At 72.1% G+C, this 13,023-nt stretch carries 17 protein-coding genes; 13 read left to right on the top strand and 4 right to left on the bottom strand.

The genetic code is table 11. From position 1 onward, the window contains the following. Nucleotides 1-20 precede the first annotated feature (20 nt). From AC1ROW_RS09820 to AC1ROW_RS09830, 3 genes are read left to right on the top strand one after another with little or no spacing between them, the layout of a single operon-like run. Nucleotides 21-767 carry a 3-hydroxybutyrate dehydrogenase gene (locus tag AC1ROW_RS09820; protein WP_493018698.1) on the top strand — a complete coding sequence of 249 codons (747 nt, stop codon included), beginning with the start codon at nucleotides 21-23 and terminating at the stop codon, nucleotides 765-767. Beyond that, nucleotides 764-1,546 (top strand): CoA transferase subunit A, encoded by a 783-nt coding sequence (locus AC1ROW_RS09825; RefSeq protein ID WP_493018699.1) that lies wholly within the window; start codon nucleotides 764-766, stop codon nucleotides 1,544-1,546. The genes AC1ROW_RS09820 and AC1ROW_RS09825 overlap by 4 nt, the downstream gene beginning before the upstream one ends. 1 nt (nucleotide 1,547) lies before the next feature. Next, complete coding sequence (locus AC1ROW_RS09830) at nucleotides 1,548-2,207, top strand: 3-oxoacid CoA-transferase subunit B (RefSeq protein WP_493018700.1); 660 nt, start codon at nucleotides 1,548-1,550, stop codon at nucleotides 2,205-2,207. Nucleotides 2,208-2,210: 3 nt separating this feature from the next. On the opposite strand, the gene AC1ROW_RS09835 is transcribed toward AC1ROW_RS09830, so the two are convergent. Further along, nucleotides 2,211-4,196, bottom strand: a complete 1,986-nt coding sequence (locus tag AC1ROW_RS09835; protein ID WP_493018701.1) for an ATP-binding protein — start codon at nucleotides 4,194-4,196, stop codon at nucleotides 2,211-2,213. A gap of 112 nt (nucleotides 4,197-4,308) precedes the next feature. On the opposite strand from AC1ROW_RS09835, the gene AC1ROW_RS09840 reads away from it, so the two are divergent. Together AC1ROW_RS09840 and AC1ROW_RS09845 are read left to right on the top strand one after the other, a co-directional pair. Continuing rightward, complete coding sequence (locus AC1ROW_RS09840) at nucleotides 4,309-4,431, top strand: hypothetical protein (protein WP_493018702.1); 123 nt, start codon at nucleotides 4,309-4,311, stop codon at nucleotides 4,429-4,431. 114 nt (nucleotides 4,432-4,545) lie between these two features. Further along, entirely contained in the window at nucleotides 4,546-5,442 is an 897-nt protein-coding gene (locus tag AC1ROW_RS09845) for an SDR family oxidoreductase (protein ID WP_493018703.1), read from the top strand. Nucleotides 5,443-5,460: 18 nt separating this feature from the next. Here the strand turns inward: AC1ROW_RS09845 and AC1ROW_RS09850 are convergent, their stop codons facing one another. Next, the gene (locus AC1ROW_RS09850) at nucleotides 5,461-6,003 is read right to left on the bottom strand and encodes a Dps family protein (protein WP_493018704.1); all 543 of its coding nucleotides are present in this window, start codon (nucleotides 6,001-6,003) and stop codon (nucleotides 5,461-5,463) included. A gap of 161 nt (nucleotides 6,004-6,164) precedes the next feature. Here AC1ROW_RS09850 and AC1ROW_RS09855 point away from each other — a divergent pair, with 161 nt between their 5' ends. Genes AC1ROW_RS09855 through AC1ROW_RS09890 form a run of 8 tightly spaced genes read left to right on the top strand, consistent with a single transcriptional unit; the run spans nucleotide 6,165 to nucleotide 11,732 of the window. Continuing rightward, nucleotides 6,165-6,632 (top strand): hypothetical protein, encoded by a 468-nt coding sequence (locus AC1ROW_RS09855; RefSeq protein WP_493018705.1) that lies wholly within the window; start codon nucleotides 6,165-6,167, stop codon nucleotides 6,630-6,632. After that, a complete protein-coding gene (locus AC1ROW_RS09860; protein WP_493018706.1) occupies nucleotides 6,629-6,958 on the top strand; it encodes a monovalent cation/H+ antiporter complex subunit F in 330 nt (109 codons plus the stop codon). Before AC1ROW_RS09855 ends, AC1ROW_RS09860 begins: the two co-directional genes overlap by 4 nt. Continuing rightward, the gene (locus AC1ROW_RS09865) at nucleotides 6,955-7,257 is read left to right on the top strand and encodes a monovalent cation/H(+) antiporter subunit G (RefSeq protein ID WP_493018707.1); all 303 of its coding nucleotides are present in this window, start codon (nucleotides 6,955-6,957) and stop codon (nucleotides 7,255-7,257) included. Before AC1ROW_RS09860 ends, AC1ROW_RS09865 begins: the two co-directional genes overlap by 4 nt. Beyond that, nucleotides 7,254-7,511, top strand: coding sequence for a Na(+)/H(+) antiporter subunit B (locus AC1ROW_RS09870; protein WP_493018708.1), 258 nt, complete (start codon nucleotides 7,254-7,256; stop codon nucleotides 7,509-7,511). The genes AC1ROW_RS09865 and AC1ROW_RS09870 overlap by 4 nt, the downstream gene beginning before the upstream one ends. Further along, nucleotides 7,508-8,284: an MnhB domain-containing protein gene (locus tag AC1ROW_RS09875; protein ID WP_493018709.1), complete on the top strand. Its 777-nt coding sequence runs from the start codon at nucleotides 7,508-7,510 to the stop codon at nucleotides 8,282-8,284. The genes AC1ROW_RS09870 and AC1ROW_RS09875 overlap by 4 nt, the downstream gene beginning before the upstream one ends. Next, nucleotides 8,281-8,628 carry a sodium:proton antiporter gene (locus AC1ROW_RS09880; protein ID WP_493018710.1) on the top strand — a complete coding sequence of 116 codons (348 nt, stop codon included), beginning with the start codon at nucleotides 8,281-8,283 and terminating at the stop codon, nucleotides 8,626-8,628. Before AC1ROW_RS09875 ends, AC1ROW_RS09880 begins: the two co-directional genes overlap by 4 nt. A gap of 4 nt (nucleotides 8,629-8,632) precedes the next feature. Then, entirely contained in the window at nucleotides 8,633-10,462 is a 1,830-nt protein-coding gene (locus tag AC1ROW_RS09885; RefSeq protein WP_493018711.1) for a complex I subunit 5 family protein, read from the top strand. Nucleotides 10,463-10,478: 16 nt separating this feature from the next. Further along, on the top strand, nucleotides 10,479-11,732 hold the full coding sequence (locus AC1ROW_RS09890; RefSeq protein ID WP_493018712.1) for a phosphatidylserine decarboxylase family protein: 1,254 nt from the start codon (nucleotides 10,479-10,481) through the stop codon (nucleotides 11,730-11,732). 31 nt (nucleotides 11,733-11,763) lie between these two features. On the opposite strand, the gene AC1ROW_RS09895 is transcribed toward AC1ROW_RS09890, so the two are convergent. Together AC1ROW_RS09895 and AC1ROW_RS09900 are read right to left on the bottom strand one after the other, a co-directional pair. Next, entirely contained in the window at nucleotides 11,764-12,372 is a 609-nt protein-coding gene (locus tag AC1ROW_RS09895; RefSeq protein WP_493018713.1) for an RES family NAD+ phosphorylase, read from the bottom strand. After that, nucleotides 12,369-12,950, bottom strand: a complete 582-nt coding sequence (locus tag AC1ROW_RS09900; protein ID WP_493018714.1) for a hypothetical protein — start codon at nucleotides 12,948-12,950, stop codon at nucleotides 12,369-12,371. Before AC1ROW_RS09900 ends, AC1ROW_RS09895 begins: the two co-directional genes overlap by 4 nt. Nucleotides 12,951-13,023 lie beyond the last annotated feature (73 nt).

Genomic DNA, 13,023 nt, shown 5'->3' on the forward strand with positions numbered 1-13,023 from the left:
CCCCACCGAAAGGCACCACCATGAGCCCGTTCCAGGGACGCCGCGCACTCGTCACCGGCGGCGCGAGCGGAATCGGCGCAGCCTGCGCCCGCGCGTTCGCCGCCGCAGGCGCGCACGTCACCGTGGCCGACATCGACGGCGACGCGGCCTCCCGCGTCGCCGCCGAGATCGGCGGCGAGAGCTGGAAGGTCGACCTCGCTGACACCGGCGCGCTCGCCGGCCTCCGGCTGGACACCGACATCCTCGTCAACAACGCGGGCATCCAGCACGTGAGCCCGATCGAGGAGTTCGACCCTGAGCGGTTCTCGCTGATCCTCCGGCTCATGCTGGAGGCGCCGTTCCTGCTCATCCGAGCCGCGCTGCCCGGGATGTACGAGCGCGGCTTCGGGCGCGTGATCAACCTGTCCAGCGTGCACGGCCTGCGCGCCTCGAAGTACAAGGCGGCCTACGTCTCGGCCAAGCACGGCCTGGAGGGCCTGTCCAAGGTGACCGCGCTGGAGGGCGGCGAACACGGCGTGACGAGCAACTGCATCGACCCGGGCTACGTGCGCTCCCCCCTCGTGGAGAAGCAGATCGCGGACCAGGCCCGCCTCAACGGCATCGGCGAGGACGAGGTGCTCTCCCAGGTGCTGCTCGCCGAGTCGGCCGTGAAACGGCTGGTCGAGCCGCACGAGGTCGCAAGCCTCGCACTCTGGCTCGCCGGACCCGACGCGGGGATGGTCTCCGGCGCGAGCTACACGATGGACGGCGGGTGGAGCGCCCGATGATCGCGGCGGGAATCGACAAGACGGTCAGGTCGGCGGCGGAGGCCGTCGCCGACATCCCGAGCGGCGCCTCCCTCGCGGTCGGCGGGTTCGGGCTGTGCGGCGTCCCGATGGCGCTCATCGACGCGCTGCTCGCCGCCGGCGTGGACGACCTCTCGGTGGTCAGCAACAACTGCGGCGTCGACGACTGGGGCCTCGGCGTGCTGCTCGCCGCCCGGCGCATCCGCACGATGACCTCCTCGTACGTGGGCGAGAACCGCGAGTTCGAGCGCCAGTACCTCAGCGGCGAGCTGGAGCTGGTGCTGACCCCGCAGGGCACGCTCGCCGAGAAGCTGCGCGCCGGGGGCTCGGGGATCGCCGCATTCTTCACGCGCACGGGCGTGGGCACGCTGGTGGCCGAGGGCGGTCTCCCCCGCCGCTACGCGCCGGACGGCTCGGTCGCGGTGGCGTCCCAGCCCAAGCAGGTGCAGACGTTCGAGGTCGGCGGCGTCCGCGAGGAGTTCGTGCTGGAGGAGGCCATCCGCACCGACTTCGCGCTCGTGCACGCCGAGGTCGGCGACCGGGCCGGGAACCTGCGCTTCCACGCCTCCGCGCGCAACTTCTCCCCGCTGGCCGCGATGGCCGGGCGGATGTGCGTCGCCCAGGTGGAGCGGCTGGTCGAGCCCGGCGAGCTGGCGCCCGACGACATCCACCTGCCCGGCGTCTACGTGCACCGGGTGCTGGAGGTCGGGGAGGTCGAGAAGCGCGTCGAGCGGCTCACCGTCGCGGGGGCGGGGGCCTGAGATGCCGCTGACCCGCGAGCAGCTGGCCGCGCGCGCCGCCCTCGAGCTGTCGGACGGCGCCTACGTGAACCTGGGCATCGGCCTGCCCACCCTCATCCCCAACCACCTCCCGGCCGGGCGGTCGGTCGTGCTCCAGTCGGAGAACGGCATCCTCGGCACCGGGCCCTACCCCGACGCCGGCGCGGTCGACCCCGATCTCATCAACGCCGGCAAGGAGGCCGTCACCACCATCCCCGGCGCCGCCTTCTTCGACTCGGCGCTCAGCTTCGGGATGATCCGCGGCGGCAAGATCGACGTGGCGGTGCTCGGCGCGATGCAGGTGTCCGCGGGCGGCGACCTGGCCAACTGGATGATCCCGGGCCGGATGGTCAAGGGCCCGGGAGGCGCGATGGACCTCGTGCACGGCGCGGGCCGCGTCATCGTGCTGATGGAGCACGTCGCGAAGGACGGCAGCCCGAAGATCGTGCCGGAGTGCACGCTGCCGCTGACCGGACGCGGGGTGGTCGACCGCATCATCACGGACCTCGCCGTCATCGACGTGACGGCCGACGGCCTCCGGCTCGTCGAGCTGGCGCCCGGCGTGGACCTGAGCACGGTGCTCGACGCCACGGCCGCGCCGCTGGAGGTACCGAGCGAGCGGACACCGGCGGCGGCCCGCTGACCCTCACTGCGCCGGCGGCACACTCCTCGGCAGCTCGACGGTTGCCCGGGTGCCCCCGGTCGCCGGGGACTCGAGCCGCACCGAGCCGCCGTTGCGCTCGACCAGCTCCGCGACGATCGCGAGTCCGAGCCCCGTCCCCGGGACGGCGTCGCGCTCCATGCCGGGCGCGCGGTAGAACCGGTCGAAGGCGTGCGCGAGGGTCTCCTCGCTCATCCCCGGCCCGGTGTCCGCAACGACGACCGTGACCGTCGCGTCGTCGGCGGACGCGGTGACCGTCACGCTGCCGCCCTCCGGCGTGAACTTGACGGCGTTGGCGACCAGGTTGGTGAGGATGCGGCCCACATCGCGCGGCTCCGCCCGGGCGAAGCCGGCGCGGCCCGCCGTGGACAGCTCGATGCGCTTCTTCGAGGCGATCACGCTCGACGCCCGCACCACGTCGCCGATCTGGGCGTCCACATCGGCCTCGGCCGCGGAACCGGCCCGCCGCACCGACGGCTCGCCCAGGGTCAGGAGGTCCTCGACCAGGGAGGACAGCCGGACCGCGTTCCGGTCGATCACCTCCACCCAGGCCTTCTCCTGGTCGCCGAGCGCGTCCGACTCGGCGAGCAGCTCGCAGAACCCGACGATGCTGGTGATCGGAGTGCGCAGCTCGTGGCTCGTCGTCGCGACGAAGTCCTCGCGCTGCCGCTCCAGGTCGATGCGGGTCGTGCGCGCCGCCTCCTGTTCGCGTTCGGCGGCGAGCGTCGCCGCCTGCATCCGGAGCGTGTCGGTCACGTCGACGAACTGGACGGCGAACCGGTCGGGCTCGTCCGGGATGCCGTTCGCCGCCACGGTGAGCGTGCGCGGGTCCTCGCTCACCGTGACGGCGATCCCGTCCGCGAGGGCGGTGCGGGCGGCGGTGGCCAGCTCGCCCGCCCATCGCCGGCCGCTTCCCGCAGGCAGCAGGGCGTCAGCGGTGGGGTTGCTCCAGATCACGCGCAGTTCGTCGTCCCGGGAGCGCTCCGCGATCAGCAGTCCGATCGAGGACTCGACCGCGCTGCCGGAGAGGAGCCGGGTGGTGGCGAGAAGCTGCCGGGAGGTCGCCCGCAGCTCGTACTGGGCTGCCGCCAGGACGATCGCGAAACCGGAGAAGGTGACCAGGAAGGTCTCCGCGAGCGCCGCCCGCTGCGCGAATTCCAGGGCGGCGTCGTTGAACGGGCCGCCGCCGGCGATCGTGAGCCCGAGGATCGCCGCCGACGCCAGCAGGGTCTCGGTGACCACCACGCGGATGGGGAACCGGAAGGCCGCCCAGGAGAGCACCGGGTACGGCAGGAACGCGAGCGGGAGACTCGTGCCGGGGTGGAAGACGACGACGATCACGGCCGCGAGCGCGACGCCCTGAACCATCATCTCCAGGACGGTCGCGCGCACCGGGAGGGCTGCCGGGAGCAGCCCGAACGGGGCGATCATGAACACGGCAGCCGCGTGCGAGGCGGCGACGAACGCCGCCGTGGGGAAGAAGTCGCCGCCCTCGAATACGGCGACGGCCGCGGCGGCCAGCACGCCGATCGCGATCGCGCCGGCGACCACGGCGGCGGCGAACTTCAGCGCGGAGTCGAGATCGCGCAACCGGAACCCGGGGCCGCCCAGCCGCGCCAGGATCACGAAGACCACCAGCGCTTCGACGGTGTTCGCCAGTCCGAAGGCGGACGAGATCAGGACCGGTCGCCCGGCCGCGGCGTTCGCCAGAGCCGTGACCACGAAGATCGCGCCCAGCGCCCACCCCCGCTCCCTCCGACCGCGCACGAGCAGGACGAGCAGCACCGAGAGGCCGGCGGCGGGCCACCAGATCGCGACCTGGCTGCCGGGCGGCGCCAGCCGGACGCCCAGCACCGACGCGGCGAAGATGAGCACCACGGCGACCAGCCAGCCCCACTGCGGGAAGGCGGCGCGCGACCGATCGGCGTCCTCTTCGCCGGCGAGAGCGATGTCGACGGGGCTGTGGGTCACATCAGGGACCGTACCCGCGGGCGGCGTCATCGCCGCGCAGGCTCGCCCTCCGCCCGACGGAGGCGTACGGTGCGCTGACGACAGGAACCGACGACAGGAAGGACGACGACCGATGACCGATCGCGACGCACACCACCCCGACCCCGACGACCTCCCCGACGGCTCCGGCACCCAGTCCGAGGACCCGGACGACGGCGCGGACACCGCCTCGGGCGGCGGGGCGGACGACCGCTAGCGCAGCGCCCGCACGATACGCGCCGCTCCCCGCGCGGGCAACCGGGTACGTCCTACCCGGTGCCCGCGTAGCGTCCGTTCCGAATCCTCAGGCCGCCTGAGCGAAGGAGGGGCCATGCCCGACAGCCAGTACGAGTTCGACAACCCCGTCGACCGCTACCCGCACATCCACCCGCCGGAGACGCAGGTCCCCGAACCGGGTCGCGACAGCGAGCTGGACCCGCCCGCCGACCACGGCGAGTCCAGCTATGTGGGCACCGGCCGGCTCACCGGCCGCAAGGCGATCGTCACCGGCGGCGACTCCGGGATCGGCGCGGCCGTCGCCATCGCCTTCGCCCGGGAGGGCGCGGACGTCGCGATCGTGTACCAGCCGGACGAGGAGGTCGACGCCCAGGCCATCGCGGAGCAGATCCGCGGCGCGGGGCGGACCGCGCTGACGATCCCGGGCGACCTGACCGACCGGACCTTCTGCGACCGGGTCGTGCAGCGCACGGTGGACGAGTTCGGCGGCCTCGACATCCTGGTCAACAACGCAGGCAAGCAGCTGTTCTGCCCCGACCTCGGCGAGCTGCCGGACGAGCAGTTCGACCAGACCATGAAGACCAACGTCTACGCGATGTTCTGGCTCACCAAGTCCGCGCTGCCGCACCTGGCCGCCGGCTCGACGATCATCAACACGACCTCGGTGCAGGCATACCTCCCGAGCGAGCTGCTTGTGGACTACGCCACCACGAAGGCGGCGATCAACACCTTCACGAAAGCGCTGGGCCAGCAGCTCGCGCCGAAGGGCATCCGCGTCAACGCCGTGGCCCCTGGACCGATCTGGACGCCGCTGCAGATCAGCGCGGGCCAGCCTCCCGAGAAACTGCCGGACTTCGGCTCGCAGACGCCGCTCGGCCGGCCGGGGCAGCCGGCCGAGCTGGCCCCGGCGTACGTGTTCCTGGCGTCGCCGGAGTCCAGCTACGTGGTCGGGGAGACGCTCACGGTCACCGGCGGGATGCCGACGCCGTGAGCGCCTCCCCGCCCGCGGTCACCGCGTCGCCGGCCGCCGGTTCTCGGCGCTGACCATCCAGGCGAGCTGCTCCAGGCGCTCGATGACCTGATGCAGGATGTCGGCCGAGGTCGGGTCCTCCTCGTCGACCTCGTCGTGCACCGAACGCATCGTGCGGACGACGGCCTCCAGCCGTTCGGTGACGAGGTCGACCGCCTCGGCGGTGTCGACCTCGCCGCCGGGGAACTCGGGGAGCGACGTCGTCTCGGCCACCGTGCGCGACCGCCCGTCGGTCGTCGCGTGCAGGGCGCGCAGCCGCTCGCCGACGGTGTCGCTGAACTCGCGTGCGGCCTCCACGATCTCGTCCAGCTGGAGGTGGAGGTCGCGGAAGTTGCGGCCGACGATGTTCCAGTGCGCCTGCTTGCCCTGCAGCGACAGCTCGATCAGGTCGACCTGCACCCGCTGGAGGTCGCGGGCGAGGGCGGCGGAGGCCACGAAGCCCTTTTCCGCGTTCTCACGCCGGGTCTGCTGCTCGCCGCGCCCGGCGTTCTCGTTCGTGTTCGTGTTCGTGTCGGCCGGCATGGCGTCCCTTCTTCCCTGGCGTCCCGGTGGACGCTCTCCCTGGGCACGGTAGGCCCGTGAGCCGACGCACGCGACCGCCTTCCACCGCCGGGAGGGCGCGCGTACTGTCGTCGCCGGTCGAGGCGTCGCCGTCGGGCGTCGCCCCGCCGGGACGGAGGATGATGAGAGCGTTCGTCGAGGCCGCGTGCTGGTTCGTGGCCGGGATGGTGGTCTGGATGGCGACCGTGTCCGCCATCACCCTGGCAGAGACGATCGTGGCCGTCTGCACCTCCGCGGCGCTGGGCGTCTTCGCCGTCGTGGCCCGGCGGGCGATGGGGCTGCGGTTCCGCCCCTCCGCGGCGTGGCTACGCTGGGGGCTGCTCGTGCCGGTGGCCGCGGTCGCGGACTTGGGACGCCTCTTCGCCTGGATCGCGCGCGGCGCGCACGACCCGGCCGAGCAGGACGCGCTCGTGCGCCGGCACGTCCCGGCCGGGAACGCTCCCGAGGCGGTCGGGCATCGCGCCGGCGCGATCATCGCCGTCTCCGCCACGCCGGGGTCCTGCGTCGTCGACACCCAGGACGACGGCACGTTCCTGCTGCACCGGGTGGTCGGCGGTCCCCCGTCGCTCGACGAGCGGGTGTCGTCGTGAGCCCGGTCTGGGAGGTCGCGATCGGCGTCCTCATCGTGGCCGGCCCAGTGGTCGGACTCGTCCTGGCCGCGCGCGGTGAAGCGGTCGGGCGGCTTGTCGGCCTCCAGCTGGCCGGGGTGACGACGGTGATGATCCTGGTGGCGGTCGCTGTCGGGGACGGCCAGACGTCGTACCTGATCGTGCCGCTGACGCTGGCCGTGCTGCTGACGACGGGCACGCTCGTGTTCACCCGGCTGATCCGGCAGCGCAGCCAGCGGATCGCTGACGCGCGAGCCACGGACGGCAACGGCGACGGCGGAGACGGACCGAAGGGCCAGCGCTCGTGATCGCCGTGCTCACCTGGGTGCTCGTCCTCCTCGCGCTCGCCATCGTCGGGTTCTGCGCGATCGGCGCGCTCGTCGCACGCCGCCCGCTGACCCGGCTGCACTTCCTCGCGCCGATCACCACCATCGCGGTCCCGCTGTTCTGCCTCGGCGCCGCGCTCCCCACCGGCTGGAGCCTCGGGACCGCGACCATCGTCGCGATCGCCGTCGTGGTCGCCGCGGGCAGCCCGGTGCTCACCGCCGCGGTCGCCCGCGCGCTCGCGGCCGACGCGGGCATCGAGGTCGGGAGGTCGCCCGAATGAGCGTCCTCATCGTGATCGCGCTCGTCGCCGCGCTGGGCGGCGCCGCGGTCGTGGTCTTCACCGACGACCCGGGCCGGCAGGCGGTCGTACTCGGCGTCTACGGTCTCCTGCTCACCGTCTTCTTCATGGTGCTGCAGGCGCCGGACGTCGCGCTCAGCCAGCTCGCGGTCGGCACCGCGGTGACGCCGCTCATGGTGCTGCTCGCCGTGCGGAAGGTGGCGCAGTCGAAGCGTCGGAAGCGGGACGACCGATGACCCGGCGCGTGCGGATGACGCTGCTCTGGGTGGGCGTGCTCGGCATGGCCGTGTTCTTCGTGCTGGTCTGGCTGCCGCTGCCGCCGTTCGGCGGCACCTGGCATCCCTACCGCGACCTGGCCGTGACAGCCGCGTACGCGCACTCGACCGCGAACGTCATCTCGTCGGTGAACTTCGACCAGCGCGGCTTCGACACGTTCGGCGAGGAGAGCATCCTCGTGGCCTCGATCGCCGGCGTCGCGGTGCTGCTGCGCGCCGGGCACGAGGAGGAGCGGGTGAAGCCGGACGACCGCGGCCGGCTGCTGGACTCGACGCGCGTGCTCGTCTACGTCTTCCTGCCGCTCACGCTGCTGATCGGGGTGGACGTCGTCACCCACGGAGCGGTGACCCCGGGCGGCGGATTCCAGGGCGGTGTGGTGCTCGCGACCGGCCTCCACCTGCTCTACGTCGGCGGCCGTTTCCCGCTGCTGGAGCGCTTCCGGCCGCTCGACCTGTTCCCGCCGGTGGAGTCGGCCGGGCTCCTGCTCTACGCTGCAATCGGCCTCGCGGGGCTCGCGCTCGGCGGCTCGTTCCTCGCCAACGTCATCCCGCAGGGGACGATGGCCGACCTGGTCTCCTCCGGCACCGTGCCGCTGCTGAGCGTCGCGGTCGGGATGGCGGTCGTGAGCAGCATCATCCTGCTCCTGGCGCACTTCCTCGACCAGGCGCTCGTGATCCGCGAGAAGGACCCGGCGCCGTCCGGCGACGCCCCCGACCGAGGAGCCGCTGCGTGAGCATCTTCCCGTATCTCGTCGCCGGCGCGATCGTGCTGCTCGGCATCGTCGGCATCGCCCGCAGCCGCGACCTCGTGCACACCGTGGTGTGCCTGTCCGTCGCGCAGTCCGGCACCTACGTGTTCCTCATCGCGGCCGGCTACCAGTACGGCGGCCTCGCACCGATCTTCGGGTCCGGCGTCGGGCGGCACACGCCGGTGGTCGACCCGATCGTCCAGGCGCTGACCCTGACGGACGTGGTGGTCTCGGCCGCGGTGACGTCGATGCTTCTCGCGCTCGTCGTGCAGATCGCCAAGCGCCGCCGCACCGTGGCTCCCGACGAGCTGTCGAATCTGGAGGGCTGACCCGGTGACGACCTCCGCCCTCGCGAGCACGCTGCCGCTGCTCATCGTCGTGCCGATCGCGTTCGGCTGCGTCGTGCTGGCCCTGGGCCGCTGGCTGCCGTGGCGGCTCATCGAGCTACTGTCGCTGCTGGGCGCCTGCGTCTCCCTCGTCCTCGACGCCGTGCTGCTCGCGGGCAACGGGCAGGCCCGGATCGCGGAATGGCTGGGCGGCTGGACCCCGACGCACGGCGTGAGCGTCGGGATCGCGCTGGTCTGCGACCAGGTCACCGCCGGGCTGGCCCTGCTCGCCGCCGCCCTGGTGGTCGCTGCTGTGATCTTCTCCTGGCGGTACTTCGAGGGCTCCCGCACCCAGTTCCACGGCCTGCTGCTGTTCTTCCTCGGCGGGATGACCGGGTTCGTCCTCGCCGGAGACATCTTCACCATGTTCGTCTTCTTCGAACTGATGAGCGTCGCCGCGTACGCGCTGGCCGGGATGAAGATCGAGGACCCGTCCGCGGTGCAGGGCGCGATCAACTTCGGGATCGTGAACTCGCTGGCCGCCTATGTGTCACTGATCGGCGTGGGGACGATCTACGCGCACACCGGCCAGCTCAACCTCGCGGAGCTCTCCCGCACGCTCGCGCACCAGCACGGCCCCGTCGTGGTCCTCGGCTTCGTTCTCATCTGCACCGGCTTCCTCGTCAAGGGCGCCGTCGTCCCGTTCCACTTCTGGCTCGACGACGCGCACGCCGTCGCGCCGACCCCGGTGTGCGTGCTGTTCTCCGGGGTCATGGTCGAGCTCGGCCTGTACGGCGTCGCGCGCGTGCTGGGCGTGGCTTTCGCCGCTCCGCTCGGCGCGCAGGCCGTGCAGCCGTTCCTGCTGGCGCTCGGGGCGCTGACGGCGGCGGTGGGCGCGGTGATGTGCCTCCTCCAGCGCCACCTCAAGCGTCTGCTCGCGTTCTCGACCATCGCGCACGTCGGGATGTTCTTCCTCATCCTGGGCGTCGGCGGCCGGAACGCGGGAGGCGCGCTGATCGTCTACCTGCTCGGGCACGCGGCGGTGAAGGGGGCGCTCTTCCTGCTCGCCGGGATCCTGCTCAACCGCTACGGCAGTGTGGACGAGATCACCCTGCACGGCCGGGCACGGCCGCTCCGGTTCGTGGGGATCCTCTACGGGCTCGCCGCGCTCGCGCTGGCCGGGCTCCCGCCGTTCGCCACCGCGGTCGGCAAGTCGATGGCGGACAGCGCGGCCGACGACGCCGGGCTGGGCTGGGTGCCGTTCGCGCTGCTGCTGGCCTCCGCGCTGACCGGGGCCGCGGTGCTGCGCGCGGGCGGGCGCGTCTTCCTCGGGATAGGAGCGGTGCCCGAGGGGATCGAGGCGGAAGGCATGAGCGGGGACACGGAGCTGATCGAGGTGCGCATCGACGGCGAGCGCACGCCGTCGAGCATGCTGGCGCCTCCCGCCGTGCTCGTCGGCTGCGCCCTCGTGCTCGGTCTGCTGCCCGGGTTCCCTGCCTCCGCCGTCGTGGCCGCGGGGCGCTTCCTGGACAGCGCGGGGTACGCCGGCGCCGCGCTCGACGGGCGCGCGGGGTTTGCGTCGAGCGCGCCTCCCGCGGTCGACGTCTGGTCGCCATTGGCGCTCGCGATGGCGGCGCTCACCCTTCTCGTCGCCGTGGGCGTCGCGGCTTTCGACCTGTTCGGCGTGCGCACGCGGGTCCGTCGGGCAGTGGACGCCGTCCTCCGCGCGCCCGCGCGCGTGCTGCGGCGAGCGCACTCCGGCCACGTCGGCGACTACGTCGTCTGGCTCGTCCTCGGCGTCGCGGCGATGGGGTTCGGCCTGCTCGCGCTGACCTGAGCGTACTGTGTGCGGCATGACGCACACGTCCGAGGACCTCAAGCGCCGCGGCGGCTGGCTGCCGCACGATCAGGACGAACTGGAGGCCTGGCTGGACGGCCGGATCGACCAGCTCGGCGACGACGACACGGCGCCGTACCGGCATCCCGTGATCCAGGAGTTCGCCGACCTCATCGACCGGGACGCGATCGTCCGCATGTATCTGACGCGGATGATCCAGGAGGTGCCGAAGACCCGCCAGTACAGCGCGCGCCACATCGAGAGCGTCGGCCAGCTGCTGCGGCTGATCGACGGCGTGCTCGACACGGCTCCGGAGTTCAGCGAGGGCGCGATGGTCACCACGCCGCTCACGGGCATCCTCGACTGGACGATGGGGACCACCTCGGGGATGGCCGCCTACCGCGACCCGCGGGTCAACGCGATCCTCAAGAAGGTGCTGGACGCCTGGGCCGAGTTCCTGAACGGGCCGGACTCCCTCTACGTGCTCAACGACTCGCCGGAGGGCTGGATGTCCGAGAAGGCGCGCGAGGTCGTCGGCATCGACCAGTTCCAGCACGACCCCGACGCCGAGCACTGGGGCTTCACCTCGTGGAACGACTTCTTCACCCGCCGGCTGAAGGAGGGCGCACGGCCCGTCGACTCGCCCGACGACGACGCGGTGGTGGTGAGCGCCTGCGAGTCCACGCCGTACCGGATCAGCCGCGACGTCGCCCGGCACAGCGAGTTCTGGATCAAGAGCCAGCCCTACTCGCTGCAGGACCTGCTCGCGGACGACGAGTCCGTGGACGAGTTCGTCGGCGGGACGGTGTACCAGGGCTTCCTCAGCGCGCTCAACTACCACCGCTGGCACAGCCCGGTCGCGGGCACCATCGTCCGCGCCTTCGTGCAGCCCGGCACGTACTTCTCCGAGGCCGACTCGGAGGGAGCGGAGGCGGTGGAGGCGACGGCCTCGCAGGGCTACCTCGCCCACGTCGCCGCCCGCGCGATCATCCTGATCCAGGCGGACAACCCCGCGATCGGCCTGATGGCGGTCGTCCCGGTGGGCATGGTGGAGGTCTCCTCCTGCGTGATCGGCGACGACATCGTGCCGGGTCACCATGTTGAGAAGGGCGACGAGCTGGGCTATTTCCAGTTCGGCGGGTCCACCGAATGCCTGGTGTTCCGGCGCGGGGCAATCCGGGAGTTCGCGCTCGGCGCGATCCCGCAGCCGGGCGCAGCCGATCCGTCCGTGCTGAAGGTGCGCTCGAGGCTCGCGGTGGCGGCGGGGTAGTCGGGGCGCCGGAGGCCTGCCGCGCGCCTGCTCAGACGATCGTCAGCGCGCCGAGTGGTGGCGGCCCGGCGACCTTGATTCCGGATGCCGCGCATGCGTCGGCGCCGTTCATGTGCCGGCGCTCGGCGTACCTGTCGCCGGCGGGGCCGGCCTTGCCGAAGAGCGCGATCGCGGTCGCTGCTCCGGTCGTGTACGCGGAACCGTAGAAAATCCCGTCGAAGCCACTGGCATCGAAGGTCCGCGCCCACTCCTGGGGGATGGCGTAGTCGGCGCGCGTCACCAGTTCGCGGACGATGCCGAAGTCGACCGCGCGCGCGCCGCTGACGGCAGCGCAGCGGTAGTTCGACGGAACGGTGATGACCGAGACGACGAAGGAGTCCGCCAGCTTCCGGGAGACGACGCGGCTCGCGCTGACCTGGTCGCGCAGTTTCTCCCGCACCGCGGTATCCACCTTCGTCGCCGCGTAGCACGTGCCGCGGTCGTCCCGCAGATTGAACCGGCCGTACTCGCTGCTGTCGAACCACCAGGCGCTTCGACGGGGCGCGTGCGCGCGGAAGATCGTGGAGGTCGCGTGGACTCGTCGTTCCGGGAATGTCCGATAGCTGCGTGCAGGGTCCGGCGGGCCCTGGACTGCCGTCACGCGGCCCAGCCCACTGCCGCGAGCTCGGCGTCCCGGACGACGCCTTCAACGTCTCCAGCGGCGAGTCGCTCGATGTTCCGACGCCTCGGCGGCTCCGCACCCTCTGCGACGACGGCCGACAGGTCCGGCACGGGTGTGTTCAGCCACTGCGCCCACGTCCACGGATCGTCCGGAGCGCCGAGCCGGAGCTTCGCGAGCACCTCGCGCAGGCCGCGCACGAGAGCCCCATCGACGACCTGGAAAGCCGGATACACGTAGTGACCATCCGAGGTCATCAGACGAAGCAGGCGCCCCTCGCCGACAGCCTTCGACAGCGCCGCGCGGCTCGTCCCGAGCTCACGCTGCAGCGACCCGCTCGTGTAGCACGGGCCGACGATCTCCGGCCACGGGCTCGCAACCGGCAACCGGCTGACCAACTGAGCAGCGACCTCATCCGCGTCGCCGAGCTGCACCAGCTCCGCGCCCTGGTCGACCAGTTCGAGCAGCCGAACGCGAACGGCGTCCGAGATCTCGTCAACGCGATGCTCTTCGACCTCACGGCGGAACACCGGCCGACGCTCGGGAGAAACGGTGCTCATCCGGGGCTCCCATCCATGTCAACACGTCAACTACGTCAACTAATCCTGCCACCCGGCGTCAACTGCGTCAACC

It is taken from the genome of Leifsonia sp. GW821-FHT13C09, assembly GCF_058806435.1.

Coding starts and splice junctions, on each gene's coding strand:
- AC1ROW_RS09845 (WP_493018703.1), top strand. CDS start 4,546: ATGCCCGACAGCCAGTACGAGTTCGACAACCCCGTCGACCGCTACCCG.
- AC1ROW_RS09855 (WP_493018705.1), top strand. CDS start 6,165: ATGAGAGCGTTCGTCGAGGCCGCGTGCTGGTTCGTGGCCGGGATGGTG.
- AC1ROW_RS09875 (WP_493018709.1), top strand. CDS start 7,508: ATGACCCGGCGCGTGCGGATGACGCTGCTCTGGGTGGGCGTGCTCGGC.
- AC1ROW_RS09825 (WP_493018699.1), top strand. CDS start 764: ATGATCGCGGCGGGAATCGACAAGACGGTCAGGTCGGCGGCGGAGGCC.
- AC1ROW_RS09890 (WP_493018712.1), top strand. CDS start 10,479: ATGACGCACACGTCCGAGGACCTCAAGCGCCGCGGCGGCTGGCTGCCG.
- AC1ROW_RS09850 (WP_493018704.1), bottom strand. CDS start 6,003: ATGCCGGCCGACACGAACACGAACACGAACGAGAACGCCGGGCGCGGC.
- AC1ROW_RS09870 (WP_493018708.1), top strand. CDS start 7,254: ATGAGCGTCCTCATCGTGATCGCGCTCGTCGCCGCGCTGGGCGGCGCC.
- AC1ROW_RS09900 (WP_493018714.1), bottom strand. CDS start 12,950: ATGAGCACCGTTTCTCCCGAGCGTCGGCCGGTGTTCCGCCGTGAGGTC.
- AC1ROW_RS09830 (WP_493018700.1), top strand. CDS start 1,548: ATGCCGCTGACCCGCGAGCAGCTGGCCGCGCGCGCCGCCCTCGAGCTG.
- AC1ROW_RS09820 (WP_493018698.1), top strand. CDS start 21: ATGAGCCCGTTCCAGGGACGCCGCGCACTCGTCACCGGCGGCGCGAGC.
- AC1ROW_RS09840 (WP_493018702.1), top strand. CDS start 4,309: ATGACCGATCGCGACGCACACCACCCCGACCCCGACGACCTCCCCGAC.